The 16,071-nt window shown below is 72.7% G+C and carries 16 protein-coding genes and 1 pseudogene; 13 read left to right on the forward strand and 4 right to left on the reverse strand.

The annotated features are described in order from the left end of the window. Positions 1-108 precede the first annotated feature (108 nt). From AB0I89_RS13910 to AB0I89_RS13930, 5 genes are all read left to right on the forward strand, one after another. Positions 109-798 carry a response regulator transcription factor gene (locus AB0I89_RS13910; protein WP_355048002.1) on the forward strand — a complete coding sequence of 230 codons (690 nt, stop codon included), beginning with the start codon at positions 109-111 and terminating at the stop codon, positions 796-798. Then, positions 795-2,150: a HAMP domain-containing sensor histidine kinase gene (locus AB0I89_RS13915; protein ID WP_357125356.1), complete on the forward strand. Its 1,356-nt coding sequence runs from the start codon at positions 795-797 to the stop codon at positions 2,148-2,150. Before AB0I89_RS13910 ends, AB0I89_RS13915 begins: the two co-directional genes overlap by 4 nt. Next, positions 2,147-2,716, forward strand: coding sequence for a GerMN domain-containing protein (locus AB0I89_RS13920; protein ID WP_357125359.1), 570 nt, complete (start codon positions 2,147-2,149; stop codon positions 2,714-2,716). Before AB0I89_RS13915 ends, AB0I89_RS13920 begins: the two co-directional genes overlap by 4 nt. A gap of 103 nt (positions 2,717-2,819) precedes the next feature. Further along, positions 2,820-3,203: a hypothetical protein gene (locus AB0I89_RS13925; RefSeq protein ID WP_355048247.1), complete on the forward strand. Its 384-nt coding sequence runs from the start codon at positions 2,820-2,822 to the stop codon at positions 3,201-3,203. Between the two features lie 35 nt (positions 3,204-3,238). Next, a complete protein-coding gene (locus AB0I89_RS13930; protein ID WP_355048005.1) occupies positions 3,239-3,385 on the forward strand; it encodes a hypothetical protein in 147 nt (48 codons plus the stop codon). A 57-nt stretch (positions 3,386-3,442) separates the two neighbouring features. Here AB0I89_RS13930 and AB0I89_RS13935 read toward each other — a convergent pair whose 3' ends face one another. Further along, positions 3,443-4,942, reverse strand: coding sequence for an FAD-dependent monooxygenase (locus tag AB0I89_RS13935; RefSeq protein ID WP_357125364.1), 1,500 nt, complete (start codon positions 4,940-4,942; stop codon positions 3,443-3,445). Between the two features lie 122 nt (positions 4,943-5,064). After that, a complete protein-coding gene (locus AB0I89_RS13940; RefSeq protein ID WP_357125367.1) occupies positions 5,065-5,685 on the reverse strand; it encodes a TetR family transcriptional regulator in 621 nt (206 codons plus the stop codon). A 66-nt stretch (positions 5,686-5,751) separates the two neighbouring features. Here AB0I89_RS13940 and AB0I89_RS13945 point away from each other — a divergent pair, with 66 nt between their 5' ends. Genes AB0I89_RS13945 through AB0I89_RS13955 form a run of 3 tightly spaced genes read left to right on the forward strand, consistent with a single transcriptional unit; the run spans position 5,752 to position 7,834 of the window. Continuing rightward, a complete protein-coding gene (locus tag AB0I89_RS13945) occupies positions 5,752-5,889 on the forward strand; it encodes a hypothetical protein (protein ID WP_357125370.1) in 138 nt (45 codons plus the stop codon). A 60-nt stretch (positions 5,890-5,949) separates the two neighbouring features. Beyond that, positions 5,950-6,825 carry an endonuclease/exonuclease/phosphatase family protein gene (locus tag AB0I89_RS13950; RefSeq protein ID WP_357125373.1) on the forward strand — a complete coding sequence of 292 codons (876 nt, stop codon included), beginning with the start codon at positions 5,950-5,952 and terminating at the stop codon, positions 6,823-6,825. A gap of 55 nt (positions 6,826-6,880) precedes the next feature. Next, positions 6,881-7,834, forward strand: coding sequence for a cyclase family protein (locus AB0I89_RS13955; RefSeq protein WP_357125376.1), 954 nt, complete (start codon positions 6,881-6,883; stop codon positions 7,832-7,834). 25 nt (positions 7,835-7,859) lie between these two features. Here AB0I89_RS13955 and AB0I89_RS13960 read toward each other — a convergent pair whose 3' ends face one another. Next, positions 7,860-10,097 (reverse strand): tetratricopeptide repeat protein, encoded by a 2,238-nt coding sequence (locus AB0I89_RS13960; RefSeq protein WP_357125379.1) that lies wholly within the window; start codon positions 10,095-10,097, stop codon positions 7,860-7,862. Positions 10,098-10,267: 170 nt separating this feature from the next. On the opposite strand from AB0I89_RS13960, the gene AB0I89_RS13965 reads away from it, so the two are divergent. The 3 genes and pseudogenes from AB0I89_RS13965 to AB0I89_RS13975 form a co-directional block, all read left to right on the forward strand. Next, the gene (locus tag AB0I89_RS13965) at positions 10,268-10,978 is read left to right on the forward strand and encodes a ThuA domain-containing protein (RefSeq protein ID WP_357125382.1); all 711 of its coding nucleotides are present in this window, start codon (positions 10,268-10,270) and stop codon (positions 10,976-10,978) included. Beyond that, the gene (locus tag AB0I89_RS13970; protein WP_357125386.1) at positions 10,948-12,054 is read left to right on the forward strand and encodes a Gfo/Idh/MocA family oxidoreductase; all 1,107 of its coding nucleotides are present in this window, start codon (positions 10,948-10,950) and stop codon (positions 12,052-12,054) included. The genes AB0I89_RS13965 and AB0I89_RS13970 overlap by 31 nt, the downstream gene beginning before the upstream one ends. Before the next feature lie 194 nt (positions 12,055-12,248). Continuing rightward, positions 12,249-12,563, forward strand: a pseudogene (locus tag AB0I89_RS13975) (VanZ family protein); the annotation flags it as partial. Between the two features lie 63 nt (positions 12,564-12,626). On the opposite strand, the gene AB0I89_RS13980 reads toward AB0I89_RS13975, so the two are convergent. Further along, a complete protein-coding gene (locus AB0I89_RS13980) occupies positions 12,627-13,610 on the reverse strand; it encodes an NAD(P)-dependent alcohol dehydrogenase (RefSeq protein WP_357125389.1) in 984 nt (327 codons plus the stop codon). Between the two features lie 103 nt (positions 13,611-13,713). Here AB0I89_RS13980 and AB0I89_RS13985 point away from each other — a divergent pair, with 103 nt between their 5' ends. Beyond that, positions 13,714-14,430: a TetR/AcrR family transcriptional regulator C-terminal domain-containing protein gene (locus tag AB0I89_RS13985; RefSeq protein WP_357125392.1), complete on the forward strand. Its 717-nt coding sequence runs from the start codon at positions 13,714-13,716 to the stop codon at positions 14,428-14,430. Positions 14,431-14,542: 112 nt separating this feature from the next. Further along, positions 14,543-15,997 (forward strand): alkaline phosphatase PhoX, encoded by a 1,455-nt coding sequence (locus AB0I89_RS13990; protein ID WP_357125395.1) that lies wholly within the window; start codon positions 14,543-14,545, stop codon positions 15,995-15,997. Positions 15,998-16,071: the final 74 nt, after the last annotated feature.

Genomic DNA, 16,071 nt, shown 5'->3' on the forward strand with positions numbered 1-16,071 from the left:
CCGGTCCGGCGTGGCGGTCGTCGCGCGGATCTATGACAGTTGGGTGACAAATCCGCAGGCCGGCGGACGCGATTGGCCGTGTCGTCGTGGCCTGGGGATGATGCGGTTATGACGGCCGTACTGGTGATCGAGGACGACGACCGGATCCGACTGGCGCTGCTGCTCGCCCTCCAGGACGAGGGGTACGACGCGGTGGGCGCGGCCACCGCCGAGGAGGGGCTGCGCGCGCAGCGCCGTGATCCGGCGGACTACGTGCTCGTCGACCTGATGCTTCCCGGCCTCGACGGCTTCGAGTGCATCCGGCAGCTCCGCCGCGACGACGACGTGCCGATCGTGGTGGTCAGCGCCCGGGACGACACCCATGACATCGTCGCCGCCCTGGAGGCCGGCGCGGACGACTACCTGGTCAAGCCGGTCGCGATCAAGGAACTGACCGCGCGGCTGCGGGCGCTGCGTCGCCGTGCCCGCGCCGTGGTCGGGGGGCCGGCGGCGGAGCCGGTGCCCGTGCTGGCGTTCGGCGAGTTGGAGATCAGTCCCGACGCGGGCGAGGTGCGTCGTGGCGGCCGGCCGGTGGCGGTGACCCGTACCGAGTTCCGGTTGCTGTGCGAGCTGGCCGAGCACGCGGGCCGGGTGCTGTCACGTCAGCAGTTGCTGCAACGGGTCTGGGGCTACGACATCGGCGACGAGCGGCTGGTCGACGTGCACGTCGGCCGGTTGCGGCAGAAGATCGAGCCCGACCCGGCGACCCCTCGGCACCTGGTCACCCTGCGGGGTATGGGTTACAAGTTGCAGCGATGAGACGCCTCGGACTGCGTACCCGGGTCACCGCCGCGTTCGCCGTCGGCGCGCTCCTGCTCGCCGCCTCGATGGCCCTGGTCTCCTACGAGCTGACCCGCCGATCCCTGATCGGAGAGCGGGAACGCACCGCCCTGCGCGCCGCGTACTTCGACGCGACGGTCGTGCGCGCCGGGATCGACACCGACACCCCCAATGTCGTGGAGGTGCTGCGGTCGCTGGACACCGGCGGCGGACGTCGCCCGGTGCTGCACCTCAACGGCGAGTGGTACGCCCGCACGGCCGACCCCGGCCCCACCACCGCCATCCCCCAGGACCTGCGCCGCGTCGTGGCGTCCGGGCAGCCGGCGGTGCAACGGGTACGGGTGGACGGTCAGTCGGTTCTCGTGGTCGGCGTGCCCCTGTCCGCGACGGCGACGTACTTCGAGGTCAATTCCCTGCGCGAGTTGGAGCAGACGTTTCAGGTCCTGGCGCTCGCGTTGACCACCGTGGCCATCATGATCGCCGGGTCCGGCGCCGCGCTGGGGTGGCACGCCACCCGGCACGGGCTGCGCCCGTTGACGGCGGTCGCCGACGCGGCGGAGAAGATCGCGGCCGGTGACTTCACGGCCCGCCTGGACCCGGCCACCGACCCCGACCTGACCCGGTTGTCCTCCTCGTTCAACCAGATGGTCGACCGGCTCGCCCACCGCATCGAGCGCGACCGCCGCTTCGCCGCCGACGTCAGCCACGAACTGCGGTCGCCGTTGCAGACCCTCGCCGCCGCGGCGAGCGTGCTGGCCCGTCGCCGGGAACACCAGGACGAGCGGACGGCGATCGCGGCGGGGTTGGTCGCCGACGAGATCGACCGCTTTCAGCGGCTCGTCAACGACCTGATCGACCTGGCCCGTAGCGACCAGCCCGCGCACCGCGCGCCGGTGGACCCGGTGGCGCTGGCCCGCGCCGCCTGCGAAGCCCTGGACCTGCCGGTGTCGATCGTGCGGCTCGCGCCCGGGGCGCCCGCGACGTGGCGGGTCGAGCGTCGGCGCGTCGCGCAGATCCTGGCGAACCTGCTGGACAACGCCGTGACCTACGGGGGCGGTCCGACGTCCGTCCTGCTCGACCGCGACGGCAGCGCCGCCGTGATCGAGGTCGAGGACGACGGCCCGGGCGTACCCGTCGAGGACCGGGAGGCCATCTTCGACCGCTTCGTGCGTGGACGTGCCGCCCACACGCGTGGCGCGGGCGACGGCACCGGGCTCGGTCTCGCCCTGGTCGCCCAGCACGCGAGCGCGCACGGTGGGACCGTCACCGTCACCGACCATCCCGGCGGCGGCGCCCGGTTCCGCGTGACCCTGCCGGAGAGCCTGGCATGAGTCGTCGGCGCCTGCTCGGTCTGGGTCTCGTCGCGCTGCTGGTCGGCTGCGGCATCCCCGCCGACGACGCGCCCCGCCCGGTGTCGCCGCCGCGCGGGCCGTTCCCGACCACCGCCGACACCGCATCCGCCGACACCGCGCCGGCCGGTCCGGCCACCGAGACCCTCTGCCTCGTACGCGACAACCGGATCGTCCCGGTGCTGCGGAGCGTCGACCGTCCACCCACCATCGAGGAGCACCTGCGGCACCTGTTCGCCGGCCCCACCACTGCCGAACGCGACACCGACCTCACCAGTGCCCTGCCGGGGGCGGTCAACGCGGCCGGTGTGACGCTGAGCGCCAGCCAGGCCCGGGTCATGGTCGACGAACCTGGTGACGACGCCGGTCGCAGCGACGAGGTGCTCGCCTTCGGGCAGATCGTCTGCACGCTCACCAGCCGTCCCGACGTCAGCACCGTGACGTTCGTGCGCGACGAACGGCCGCTGGGAGTGCCGCGCGCCGACGGGTTGCTGTCGGCACAGCCGCTCGGCCGTGCCGACTACGCCCCCCTCATCGCTCCACAGTGAGCGCTCCGGCTCAAGGTCGATCGCCGAATGTCGTTTCAACCGGTCAGGTCCATGGGTATCTGCCCGCCGGCTGATCGTCCGATCGACGGAGACCCTCGTGATCATGGCTTTGCTGCTCGACCTCGCCAACATCGTCGGCGGCTTCCTGCTCGCCATCGCCGTGCTGCGGTTGCTGCCGCGCGTCGGTGACGACCTGGGCCGCCTCGCCGGTCGGGTGGCGCCGATCGCGTGGGTGGTCGGGCTCGTGGCGCTGGTGACCGGCGGCTACTACCTGATCGTCCACCTGGTGTCCGGCCCCCGGGTGTTCCACTTCGAGGTGGTCGGGATCGGTGTCGGCCTGGCCCTGTTGTGGGGCCGTCTGACCGGTCGTCCGGCGTCGGGCGTGGAGCAGTCGGACGGCGCGACCGGAGTCCGCCTGTTGCTCGCGATCTTTGGCCTGATCGCGATTGTCGTCGGCATCCAGGGGCTGTTCACCCCGGACGGCTGATCGTTTTTCTTACCCCCCTTACTGAGGAGACCTCCATGTCCGCCCAGGCATTTCTCTACATCATCGCCGTCATCCTGATCGTGCTCGCGGCCCTGCCCCTGCCCACCCGGGGCATCTCGTTCGCGCTGCTCGGCGCCGCCTGCGCGCTGCTCGCCTACGCCTGGCCGGTGATCACCAACTGATCCCGCGCTGTGGACAGCCGGTGGCCGGGAGCGCGAGGCGTTCCCGGCCACCGATGGTCAGAGCGGCCGGCCGAAGTGGCGGGTGAGCGCGGCGCGCAACGTGCCGGCGTCCCCGGCCGACCAGGCGACGAAGCAGTCGGGGCGGACCAGCAGCCCGGTTGCGGTCGTGCCCTCCAGGTGGCCGGTGACCACGTCCACCCGGTCCCGCCAGGGTGCGGCGACCTCGGCCCAGGCGCCCGTGGAGTCCAGCAGCAGCGGCCGGGCGCCGCGGGTCAGCTCGGCGAGTCGTACGACGCCCCGGTCGCCGTGCACGACCACGTCGGGGGCGGACCGGCCGGCCATCGGGTCGGCGGGATCGGCGGGGTAGCGGATGTCCGCGCCGGACATCAGCGCCGCGATGTGCCCGGTCACCTCCGGTATCCGCAGTAGTTCGCCGAAGAGTTCCCGCAGCCCGGTGATCTCCTCGCCGGGACCGATCAGCGCCGACTGTGCCTCGGTGGACATGACGACCCGCTCGGCGACCGGACGACGTTCGGTCTCGTACGTGTCGAGCAGACCCTCCGGCGCCCAGCCGCGCACGGTGGCGGCGAGCTTCCACCCCAGGTTCACGGCGTCCTGCAGGCCGAGGTTGAGGCCGGGGCCACCGATGGCGGGGTGCACGTGCGCGGCGTCGCCGACCAGCAGCACCCGACCGGCGCGGTAGCGGGCGGCGATCCGGGTGTTGCGACCGGTCAGCCGGCGGAGCAGGCCGGGGCCGTCGGGTGGACCGAGAGGCACGTCGACGCCGAGCACCCGGGTGACGCTGGCGCGCAGCTCGGCCAGGCTCATCGGGGTCTCGTCGCTCGTCGGCGCGTCGGGCCACTCCGTGGTGCTGACCAGCGCCGGCCGGCCGGGGAACGGGGCCCAGGCGATCAGGCCGCGCGGCGTGCGGGTGTGCAGGAACGGCGGCACGACCCCGTAGCCGGGGGCGAGCAGGCCGCCGGTCTCGGGGTCGAGGAACGACGCGGGGACGGTCACCGTCGCGGTACGGGAGACCGACCGGTCGTTGGTGACGCCGGGGAAGTCGATGCCGGCGGTACGGCGTACCCGGCTGCGGCCGCCGTCCGCGCCGACGACGAAGCGGGCGGTGAGCCGCGTACCGTCGGCGAGGTCGACCTCGACCGCGGCGGGCCGTTGGCGCAGGTCGACGACCTCGTGGCCGCGGCGCAGGTCGACGCCGAGTTCGGCGGCGCGGGCGGCGAGGGCGGCTTCGAGCTGGGCCTGCGGCACGCCGAGCACGTAGTGCGGGTTGTCCGTGAGCACCGTGAGGTCCAGCGGGAACGCGCCGAAGGTGAAGGCGGGTTGCGGGGACGGCGGGTTGCTGTCGCCGCTGAGGCGCGCGTACAGGCCGCGCCGGTCGAGGAGGCGGACGACCTGGCCGACGAGGCCGTTGGCGCGGGGCTCGCCGCCGGGCGTCGGGTGGCGTTCGAGGACGACGGGGTGGACACCGGCGAGAGCCAGTTCGCAGGCGAGCATCAGGCCGTTCGGGCCGGCGCCGACGATGAGGACGTCGATCACGGTCGTGATCCCTTCGGGGCGTGCGTCGTCGCCACGGCGGGCGCGGCGTACGACCGGCCCGCCGCGGGGTGTGACGCGGCTGAGGATGGTGGGTGAGGGGTGCCCGGGTGCGGGCCGGCGCGTCAGCGGGGCGGCGCGGGGAGGCCGGCGGCGACCTGGGCGAAGGCGTCGGTGATGAGGTGTTCGATCGGAGTGGGCGGGTCGGCGCTGTCGAGGTAGTGCTGCATGGCGACGGCGACGGCCGCGCTGGCGGCGGCCGCGACGAGCCTCGGGTACATGTCGGTGGCGAGGTCGGTCCCGGTGCGTTCGGCGACCGCGTCGGCCAACTCGGCCTCGGCGGTTGCGACGGCGCGCAGGCGCTCGCCCTGGAGGGCGGGCTCGGCGAGCATGGTGCGGACGCCGGCCACCCACTGGGCGTGCGCGGGGGAGGGCATCGCCTCGACCTCGGGGCCGCGCGTGAACTGCGCCAGCGCGGCCTGGGTGAGCGCGGCCCACAGCGGCTCGTCGGCGGGGCGTTCGCGCAGCGCGGCGGCGGTGCGCAGGCTGCGGTCGAGGTGGCGGGAGGCGATGGCCTCGGCCTTGCTGGAGAAGTAGTTGTTGAAGGTACGCGGGGAGACGCCGGCCGCCTCGGCGATGTCCTCGACGCGGACGTTGTCGTAGCCGCGCTCGGCGGTGAGGTGGATCGCGGCCCAGCCGAGCGCCGCCCGCGTCTCGGCCTTCTTGCGCTCCCGCAGCCCCGTCATGCCACCACCCTAGCACTTCTTGCGTGCCACGCAAAGATGCGTGACACGCAAGAAAGCTGAGCTCCCGTGCTCACCTCTGACGGTGAACGCGTCATCGCCGCACAGGCGGTGGTGCTGGCCGACCCGCAGGGCTGGACCCCCACCGGCCCGCGACCCCAAGCTGTCGCCTCCGCGTACTTCCGCGTTCGGCATCAGGTCGACTGAGATCGATAGAGTGCGCCGACCGCCACCGACGGCGGTCCTCACGTGTGCGAAGGGGAGTCGATGCCGACGACAACACGCCGCCCAGCCCGCGCCCTTGGTGCTCTCGCGGCCGCCATCGCGCTGGTGGCGGCCCTGCTGCCGGCCACACCGGCGGCCGCCGCGACCACGGCCTTGCGGGCGGCGACGCTGAACATCTACAACGGGTTGAGCCAGGCCGACTTCGCGCACGACCTGAACCTGATCGCGTCCCGGGCGGACCTCGTCGGTCTCAACGAGGTCGGCAACCGCAAGGACTTCCTGGAGAACTGGGCCGCCGACAACGGATGGTGGTTGTACGCGCCGGGCGGCACCAACCAGGCCGGCGAGGCACTGATCGCCCGCCGGAGCATGTTCGACGTACGGGACAAGGGCTCGATCTTCGTATGTGACACCAACGGCCCGGGCGAGGTGCCGCCCGCGCGGTACAACAACTGGGTCACGTACCGCCACAAGGCCAGCGGTCGGACCGTGACACACATCAACGCCCACGCGGTGGCCGGCATCGAAGACGCCGGCCGGCCGGAGGACCTGCCGCGCACCCGGTGCGCCGAGGCGCAGTTCCAGGGACTCAAGGACCTGGCGGTCGACAAGCAGGGCGGAGGCCAGGTCATCGTGAGCGGTGACCTCAACGTCGACTTCAGCGCCGACCGCGCCTTCGGGTACGCGAAGTTCCCGTGGCGGGTCTTCGAGGCCAACGAACTGCCCAACCTGCGCTCCAACTACAACCTGTACGGCGAGAAGGGCACCGGTACGCACGGCAACCGGCACATCGACTACATCTACTTCTGGAAGCGGCTGCCCGAGTACCAGCTCATGTGGATGACCGGATACGACATCGTCGGCGGCACCGCGTCCGACCACAACGGCGTCGTCGCCACGTTCACCATCCAGACCTGACGCGCCGGGGGATACCCTGCCTGCGGTGCAGGAAGGCCGGACAGGAGGTGCCGCGATGACGGCAGAGCGGGCGTTGCCGACGCAGGAGGACGTGCTCGGATACTTCGACAAGCTGTCGAACTGGGGCCGGTGGGGCGACGACGACGAGCGCGGCACGCTGAACCACATCACCGACGACGTCCGACTGGCGGCGGCGCGGGCCGTGCGCCATGGCAGGAGTGTGTCCTGCGCGTGGGAGGTCACCGTGCCGGGGGAGATGGAACGGTCGACGACGACGTGCCCGTACGCCGTGGAGATGCCGGGCGCCGAGAACATGCCGGCCGCCTTCCACGCCGACCGGCGCTGGGGCTTCTCGAACGAGCGACTCGGCATCACGTACCACGGCAACACCATCACCCACCTCGATTCGCCGTGCCACATCTTCTGGGACGGCGCGATGTACAACGGGCGGTCCCACTCGCTGGTCGACGAGGCGGCGGGCTCGGCGTGGGCGGCCGTCACGGCGGCGGCGGACGGCATCATCACCCGCGGTGTCCTGCTGGACGTCGCCGGGGCCCGCGACGTCCCCTGGTGGGAACCGGGCCAGGGGGTGTTCCCCGACGACCTCGAAGAGGCCGAGCGCCGCCAGGGCGTACGGGTGGGTGTCGGCGACGCGGTGCTCCTGCGTACCGGCCACGGGCGCTTCCGGCGCGAGGGGCGCTCGGCCACCGGTTTCGCGCAGACCGGTTGGCACGCGTCCTGCCTGCCGTGGCTCCACGAGCGCGGCGTCGCGCTGATCGCCGCCGACTCCCCGCAGGACGTCCAGCCCTCGGGGTACGACGACGTGTTGATGCCCGTGCACGCCGTCGGTCTCGTCGCGATGGGTCTCTGGCTGCTCGACAACTGCGACCTGGAGGCGTGCGCGACGACCGCCGCCGAACTCGGCCAGTGGGACTTCCAGCTCGCCGTCGCACCGGTCCGCTTCGCCGGCACGTCCGGCAGCCCGGTCAACCCGATCGCCACGTTCTGACCGGTACGCGGGGCACCTGGGGCACTCAGCGCGGCTGCGCGAGTTTGGCGTCGAGCGCCCCGGTGTCGGCCTCGCCGAGCGAGGAGAGGATGTCCCGCGCCCGCTGCCACGCCAGGCGGGCCGACGGGGCGTCGCCGGCGGCCAGGTGAGCGTCGCCGAGACTCACCAACGCGTCCGCCTCCAACCGGCGGTGACCGATCTCGCGGCGCAGGCGGACGGCGTGCCCGTAGCAGGTGACCGCGTCGGTGAACGCGTCGAGCTGAAGGTGCGACTGCCCGAGGCTGCCCCAGGTGATCGCCTGCCCGAGCATGTTCTCCGCCGACGTGAACAGGGCCAGCGCCTGCTGGCAGCTCTCGATCGCGGCGTGGTGGTCGCCGAGCTGGCCCTGGGACCAGCCCACCGCGTTCAGCGCGAAGGCCTGGCCGGTGACGTGGCCGGCCTGCCGGTGCAGCCGCAGCGCCTCCCGGGCGTGGCCGAGGGCCAACTCGGGCTCGCCCGTCTGGTCGCGGATCCAGCCGAGGTTCAGTTCGGCGCGGGCCTGCCCGGCGAGGTCGTCCAGCCGCCGGTACCGGTCGTACGCCAGCTCCAGGTGGCGCTGCGCGTCCGCGTACCGGTGCAGCGCGATGCCGGCGAAGCCGAGCACCCCGTGGGCGTACGCCTCGGTCCGGTCGTCGGCCAGCCGGACGGCCGCCGACAACGCCGCCCGCAGGCTGCCGGTCCAGTCTTCCCAGTAGCCGCGCTGGTTGAGATAGGTGGTGATCGCCCAGGCCAGGTGGCACGTGTGACGGTCGAAACCGTGGTCGGCGGCCAGCCGCAGCGCCGAGAGCAGCACCGGGTGCTCGTCGGTGAACCACGCCAGCGCCGCGTCCCGGTCGGCCAGTGGCACCGGCGCGACCCCCGGCCCCGGCGGGTCGATCGGCAGTCGGTCCCGCTGCGAATAGAGCAGTTCGTCGGCGGCGTACGCGACGCCGAGGTAGTGGTCGAGCAGGCGGGTACGGGCCGCGTGACGGTCCGCCTCGCCGTCCTCGACCGCCGTCAGCTCGGCGGCGTACGCGCGCAGCAGGTCGTGGTACGTGAACCGGCCGGGCCGGTGCTCGTTGAGCAGGTGGGCCCGGGTCAGCTCGGTCAGGTGGCGGTGGGCCCGCGCGGGCGTGATCCCGGCGAGGCTGGCCGCCGCCGCGACGGCGAAGTCCGGGCCCGGATGCACGCTCAGCAGCCGGAACAGCCCGGCGGTGGCCGGGTCGAGCGTCCGGTACGACCAGGACATGACCAGCCGCAGGTCGGTGACGGGTTCACCGCCGTCGAAGGCGTCGAGGCGATCGGCCTCCGGGCGCAGGTGCGCGGCCAGGTCCATCAACCGGAACCCACTGTGGATCGCCGCGCGGGCGGCCACGACCGACAGCGCCAGCGGCAGCCCGGCGGAAGCGCCGACGATGGCGTCGACGGCCTCGGGCTCGGCGGCCACGCGTTCCGCGCCGAGGCGTCGGGTCAGCAGCGCGCGGGACTCGGCCCCGGACATGACGTCCAGGGTGACCGGATGGGCGCCGTTCACGCTGACCAGGCCCAGGAACTGGTGGCGGCTGGTGACGAGGACGAAGCAGCCCGGCGCTCCCGGCAGCAGCGGGCGTACCTGGTCGGCGTCGCCGGCATTGTCCAGCACGACGAGCACCCGTCGGCCGGCCAGCAGGCTCCGGTACCGGGCGACCTGCTCGTCCAGCCCGGTCGACGGGCGGGCCGCCGGTCCCGCGAGAGCGTTGACGAACCCGGCGAGCGCCGTGCTCGGACTGAGCGGGACGCCGCCCGGGTCGAAGCCGCGCAGGTTGACGTAGAGCTGGCCGTCGGGGAAGTGCGCGGCGACGCGGTGCGCCCAGTGCGCCGCGAGCGCGGTCTTGCCCACCCCGGCGGTGCCGGAGACGATCGCGAGCCCCATCGCGGTCGGTTGATCCACCGACCGGGCCAGGATCTCGTCGAGGCGGGCCAGCGCGCCCTCGCGGCCGACGAAGCCGAAACCGTCCGCCGGCAACTGCGCCGGAACGCCACTGGACGGGGGCGGGGTGGGGGCCCCGGCGAGGAAACGGTCCCGTCTCGACCCCTGTAGACCGAAGGCGTCGGCGAGCAACAGCATCGTCGCGGGACGCGGTCGGGCGATCCGCCCGGCCTCCAGGTCCCGCAGGTGACGGACCGACAGCCCGGTCTTCGCGGCCAGATCCTCCTGGGTCAACGCGCTGCTGCGCCGAAGCTCCTGCACGGCCTCCCCGAACACGGAATCACCGTATCGACGGCGCTGAGCGTGGACAATCGGCCATCCGACGTACGATCCGGCACGCACCGCGCCGTGCCGTGACACGGCCGCACGGGTACGGTTTCGATGCCCGACAAACGCCGGGGCGGCAGCGGTCGGCCCGGTGGCGACGGACGGTGGAAGGAGCGACGGTGACGCAGCTGAGAGCACTTGTGGTCCGAGGCGGATGGGAAGGGCACCAGCCGGTCAAGGCGACCGAGCTGTTCATCCCCTTCCTCGAACGCAACGGCTACGCGGTACGGGTCGAGGAGTCGACGGAGATCTACGCCGATGCCGACGAGTTGGCCGGCACCGACCTGATCGTGCAGTGCATGACGATGTCGGAGATCACCTCGGCCCAGGTGGCCGGACTCGCCGCGGCGGTCGTCGCCGGCACGGGCTTCACCGGCTGGCACGGCGGCATGGTGGACGCGTTCCGTGCCTCGGCGGAGTACCTGCACCTGGTGGGCGGCCAGTTCGCCACCCACCCGGGCAAGGAGCCGTGCGAGCGCCACGGTGGGGAGGAGGACAACTTCCTGCCGCACACCGTGCGCGTCACCGACCTCGGCCGGGAACACCCGATCACCGCCGGCATCGAGGACTTCGACCTGGTCAGCGAGCAGTACTGGGTGCTGCACGACGACCTGATCGACGTCCTGGCCGTCACCACCCACCCCACGCGGGAGTGGCATCCGTGGCACCGGTCGGTCACCTCGCCGGCGATCTGGACCCGCCGCTGGGGCGCGGGCCGCGTCGTCGTGACAACTCCGGGCCACAACCTCGACGTGCTGGAGCACCCGTCGGTACGTACCGTCATCGAGAGGGGGATGGTGTGGGCGACCCGCACGGCGTCGGCATCGTAGGTCTCGGGGTCATCTCCCGCGCGTACCTGGACACCCTCGCGCACCACCCCGCGGTGCGGATCGCCGCGCTGGCCGACCTCGACGAGTCCCGGTCGGCCGCGGCGGCGGCCACGGTCCCCGGCAGTGCGGCGATGAGCGTCGAGCGCCTGCTCGCCCACCCGGACGTGCACACGGTGCTCAACCTGACGATCCCCGCGGCGCACGCCGACGTCTCGCGCGCCGCGATCGACGCCGGCAAGAACGTGTACGTCGAGAAGCCGCTCGCCGTGACGTTCCCGGACGGCCGCTCGATCGTCGACCGCGCCGCCTCGGCGGGCGTCCACATCGGATGCGCGCCGGACACCGTCCTGGGCACGGGCACGCAGACGGCGCGTGCCGCGATCGACGACGGCCTGATCGGCCGCCCGATGTCCGCGACGGCCGTCATGGTCACGGCCGGTCACGAGCGCTGGCACCCGCACCCGGACTTCTACTACACCCCCGGCGGTGGCCCCCTGTTCGACATGGGGCCGTACTACATCTCGGCGCTCGTGCACCTGCTCGGGCCGGTCCGCGCGGTGGTCGGGGCCGCCAGCCGCCTGCGCTCCGAGCGCGTCATCGGTTCGGGCCCACGCGCTGGCGAACACATCCCGGTGCGGGTGGACACCCACGTCACCGGCGTCCTCGAGCATGTCGACGGCGCGCTCTCCACCATCACCACGAGCTTCGACGGCATCGCGACGACCGCCGCGCCCATCGAGGTCCACGGGGAGACCGGCACGCTCGCCGTACCGGACCCGAACTACTTCGACGGCGAGGTCCGCCACTTCGCGCTCGGCGGCGACGAGTGGCGTGCCCTCCAGGCGCGCGCCGGGTACGCCGAGAGCGGCCGGGGGATCGGCCTGCTCGACTTCGTCCTGGCCGATGACCAGCGTGCGCCCCGCGCCGGTGGCGACGTCGCCCTGCACGTCCTTGAGACGATGACCGCGCTGCTGGAGTCGGCGGCGCAGGGCCGCCGGATCGAGCTGACGACGACGCCGCGCCGACCCGTGCCCGTGCCGCTCACCCCGGCGACGCAGTGGAAGGGCGTCGGATAGCCATGCTCCGGGGCTGGCACGGCTGGTTCGGCACCTTCACCGGCGTCGCCCTCGTCACGGTGGTCGTCCTGCCGCTGGCCGCGCTGGCGGTGTGGGCCCTGGCGCGTCGTCGGCGGGCCGCCGGTGACCCGCACGCGTGGCGCAAGTCGGCGGCGGAGGTCGGCATCGTCTACGGGACGGTGCCGTGGGTGTGGATGATCCTCCTGCCGGGGTCGGCGGCCGGCGTCGTCGCCGGTCGGGTGAACCTCGTGCCGCTACGCGATCTGATCACGATCGTCGTCGATGGTGGCCCGTCGAGGGCGACGGGCCAGATCGTCGGCAATCTGCTGGTGTTCGCGGCGCTGGGGTTCTTCGCCCCGCTGCGGTTCGCGGCGTTGACGTCGGTGCGCCGGGTTCTGCTGCTCGGGGCGGGCTGCTCGGTCCTGGTGGAGGCCGCGCAGTACGTCCTGCGGCTCGACCGGGTGTCCTCGGTGGACGACGTGCTGCTCAACGCCGCCGGTGCGGGTCTGGCCGCGCTGGCGTCGCGACGCTGGTGGACGTCCGTACCGGCGGATGCGGTCGCGCGGCGGACGTCAGATGGTGATGACGACCTTGGCCCGCGCGTGTTCGCCCTCGACGTACCGGATGGCGTCGGGCACCTCGTGCAGCGGGTACGTCCGGTCGACGACCGGGGTGAGGCGGCCGGCCTCGACGTGGGCGCGGAGCGTGTCGAGGTGCTGCCGGCCCGGCGTCGTGGTGAGCGTGACGATGCGCTGCCGGACCAGCGGCGCGAGTAGTCGTCCGCGCGCGATCAGCCACACCGGCCCGACGAGGCTGCCGCCGCCGTACACGCCGCCGCCGGAGAGCACCAGCGTCCCGGTCGGTGTCAGCGCGCGCCGCAGGTCGGTGAGGGAGCGGTTGCCGACCAGGTCGAGCACGACGTCGTGGCGGCGTGAGCCGTCGGCGAAGTCGTCCCGGCGGTAGTCGACGACGTCGTCGGCGCCGAGGGAGCGGACCAGGTCGACGTTGCGGGTGCTGCAGACCCCGGTCACGGTCGCGCCGAGCGCCTTGCCCAGTTGCACCGCGAGGGTGCCGACGCCGCCCGAGGCGCCGTTGACGAGCAGGCGCTGACCGGGCTCGACCCGCCCGACGTCGCAGAGTCCCAGGAGCGCCGTGGTGCCGGCCAGTGGCAGGGCCGCCGCCTGCTGGGGGGTCAGGTTCGTTGGCAGCTGTGCGACCTGCGTCTGGGGCACGCACGCGTACTCGGCGAACGCGCCGTTGGCGTCGCCGAGGTCGCCGAAGACCGCGTCGCCCACCCGGATGTCGCGTACGTCGGCCCCGACGGCCTCGACGCGGCCGGCGATGTCCCGGCCGCGGATGCGTGCGCGGGGCCGCGACAGGCCCATCGCCAACCGCGCCATCCGGGGATCGCCGCGCATGGCGTGCCAGTCGTACGCGTTGAGCGAGGCGGCCCGCACCCGCACGAGCACGTCGTTCGGGGCGGGTGTCGGCGTGTCGACGTCGCCGAGAACGAGTGTTTCCGGGCCGCCGTACCGGTCCTGCACGATCGCCTTCATGGCCCCTCCCTGGGGTGTACGGTGTACACCAACGGTAAGTGTACGCCGTACACCTGTCAATGGTGGTTATCGTTCAACAACCGCCGGACAGGACGAGGACGAGATGGTCGAGCAGGCTGAGACGCTGCGCCGTACGCCGTTGAGCAGGGACCGCATCCTGCGGGCGGCCGTCGCGCTCGCCGACGAGACCGGCATCGAATCACTCAGCATGCGCAACCTCGCCCAGGACCTGGGCGTCGTGCCGATGGCTCTCTACAAGCACGTGGCCAACAAGGACGAACTGCTCGACGGCATGATCGACGTGGTCGTCGGCCAGATCGACCCACCCGAGCGCGACACCACCTGGAAGGACGCCATCCGCCGGCGCATCCTCTCGGCGCGGGCGGTGCTGCGCCGGCACCCCTGGGCGCCGCTGGCCATCGAGTCGCGGACCATGGCGACGCCGGCCGTCCTGGCCTACCTCGACTCGGTGGTCGGCACCCTCCGGGCCGGTGGGTTCTCCGCGAACCTCGCACACCACGTCATGCACACGATGGGCAGCCGGGTGCTGGGCTTCAGCCAGGAGCTGTTCGACGACTCCCGCCGCGCCGGTCGGTCCGGAGCGGCCAGCCCCGAACCCGCCGCGGCGATGCCGCCGGAGTTCGCCGCCCGGTTCCCACACCTGGCGGAGATCGCCACCGCGGCGTCCCACGACGACGAGTCGGTCGTGGGGCAGGGCTGCGATGACCAGTTCGAGTTCGAGTTCGCGCTCGACCTGCTGCTGGACGGCATCGAACGGCTGCACGAGCAGGGCTGGGCGTCACCGCGACGACCCCGGTGACGCCGTTTCTTCACCCCGATGTCACCGGTGGAGCCCACAGCTGACGCTTCGGTGTTCGTCGGTGCGGGTTGGCTTTCGGCCGTCGCACTGTCTTGATCAGGAGCTGATCCCCGTGCCTTCCTCCCGTCGTACCTTCCTCGCCGGCGGCGCCGCCGCCGGTGTGGGCCTCGCCGTCGCCGGTGGCCTGCCGTCCCTGGCGCAGGCCAGCCCCGCCCGACCGCACTCGCCGGGCGGGGCTGGTCGCGTTCCCTTCCCGCCGCTGGTGGACGACCCCAAGGGGATCCTGGCCCTGCCCAAGGGCTTCCGCTACACGATCGTCACCCGTACCGGCGTCACCCGCCTCGACCGTGGTCAGGGCGTGACCCCGGCGGACCACGACGGCATGGCCGTCTACGACGCCGGACGCGGCCGCTACACCCTGATCCAGAACCACGAGATCGACCCGGGCGCTGAGTTCGGCGTACCGCACGTCAAGGGCACCGTCTACGACCCGGGCGCCGTCGACGCCGGTGGCTGCACGGTGATCACGACCGATCTCGCGGGCCGCAACCTGGGCGAGTTCGTCGCCCTCTCCGGCACCATCTCCAACTGCGCCGGCGGCCCGACCCCGTGGGGCACCTGGCTGACCTGCGAGGAGACCGAGGACCGCGCCGGCGACAGGTGGGAGGAGGGCGACCGCTCCGGCGTCTACGCCAAGGACCACGGGTACGTCTTCGAGGTCTGGGCCGACGGCAGCGCTGACCCGCGGCCGATCAAGTGTCTGGGTCGCTACTCCCACGAGGCGCTGGCGATCGACCGGGACCGCACCCACGTCTACCTCTCCGAGGACGCCGACGAGCCCAACGGCCTCTTCTACCGCTGGTCCGCGCCGCGCGGCGTGAAGCTGGGCCCGGGTGTGCTGACCCGCCTCGCGCCGGACGCCGGTGTCCTCGCCGCCATGCAGATCATCATGGACGACGGTTCCGTGCTGCCGGACGTCGCCTACCTGACCTCCGCCCAGCTCGGCCGCCCGTTCCCGGTCCGGTGGATCGAGGTGCCGGACCGCGACGCGCGGCACACCTCCGTACGCGAGCAGTTCGCCGGCGGTCAGGTCACCCGTGGCCGCAAGTTCGAGGGCGTCTGGAGCACCGACGAGGGCGTATACGTCGTCAACTCCTACGCCTGGGACGAGGGCGACCTGCCGGCCGACGCGGCGCCGCACGACGGCATGGTCTGGTTCTACAGCTTCAAGGACCAGACCATCCAGCTCGTGACGTACTTCCCGCACCAGGCCGCCGCCGAGGAGGGGACGCCGGTCAAGTACACCGACATCACCTTCGACGGCCCGGACAACGTGACGGTCACCCCGTGGGGGAGCCTCGTGCTCGCCGAGGACGGCAAGGGCGCCTCGCACGTGCTCAGCACCATCCCGGGCGGGCCGACGTACGCGATCGCCCGCAACCAGCTCAACGACTCGGAGTTCTGTGGCCCGACCTTCAGCGCCGACGGGAAGGTGCTGTTCGTCAACATGCAGGACCCGGGCCTGACCCTGGCGATCACCGGCCCGTGGGAGAAGTACCTGAGCTGACGACGTGCGCGACGGCAGGTGGGGATCGGGCGACGGCCCGGTGCCCACCTGTCGTCTTTTCAAACCTCGGCAGT

The organism is Micromonospora sp. NPDC049801, assembly GCF_040656575.1.
In the GTDB taxonomy this organism is placed as follows: Bacteria; Actinomycetota; Actinomycetes; order Mycobacteriales; family Micromonosporaceae; genus Micromonospora.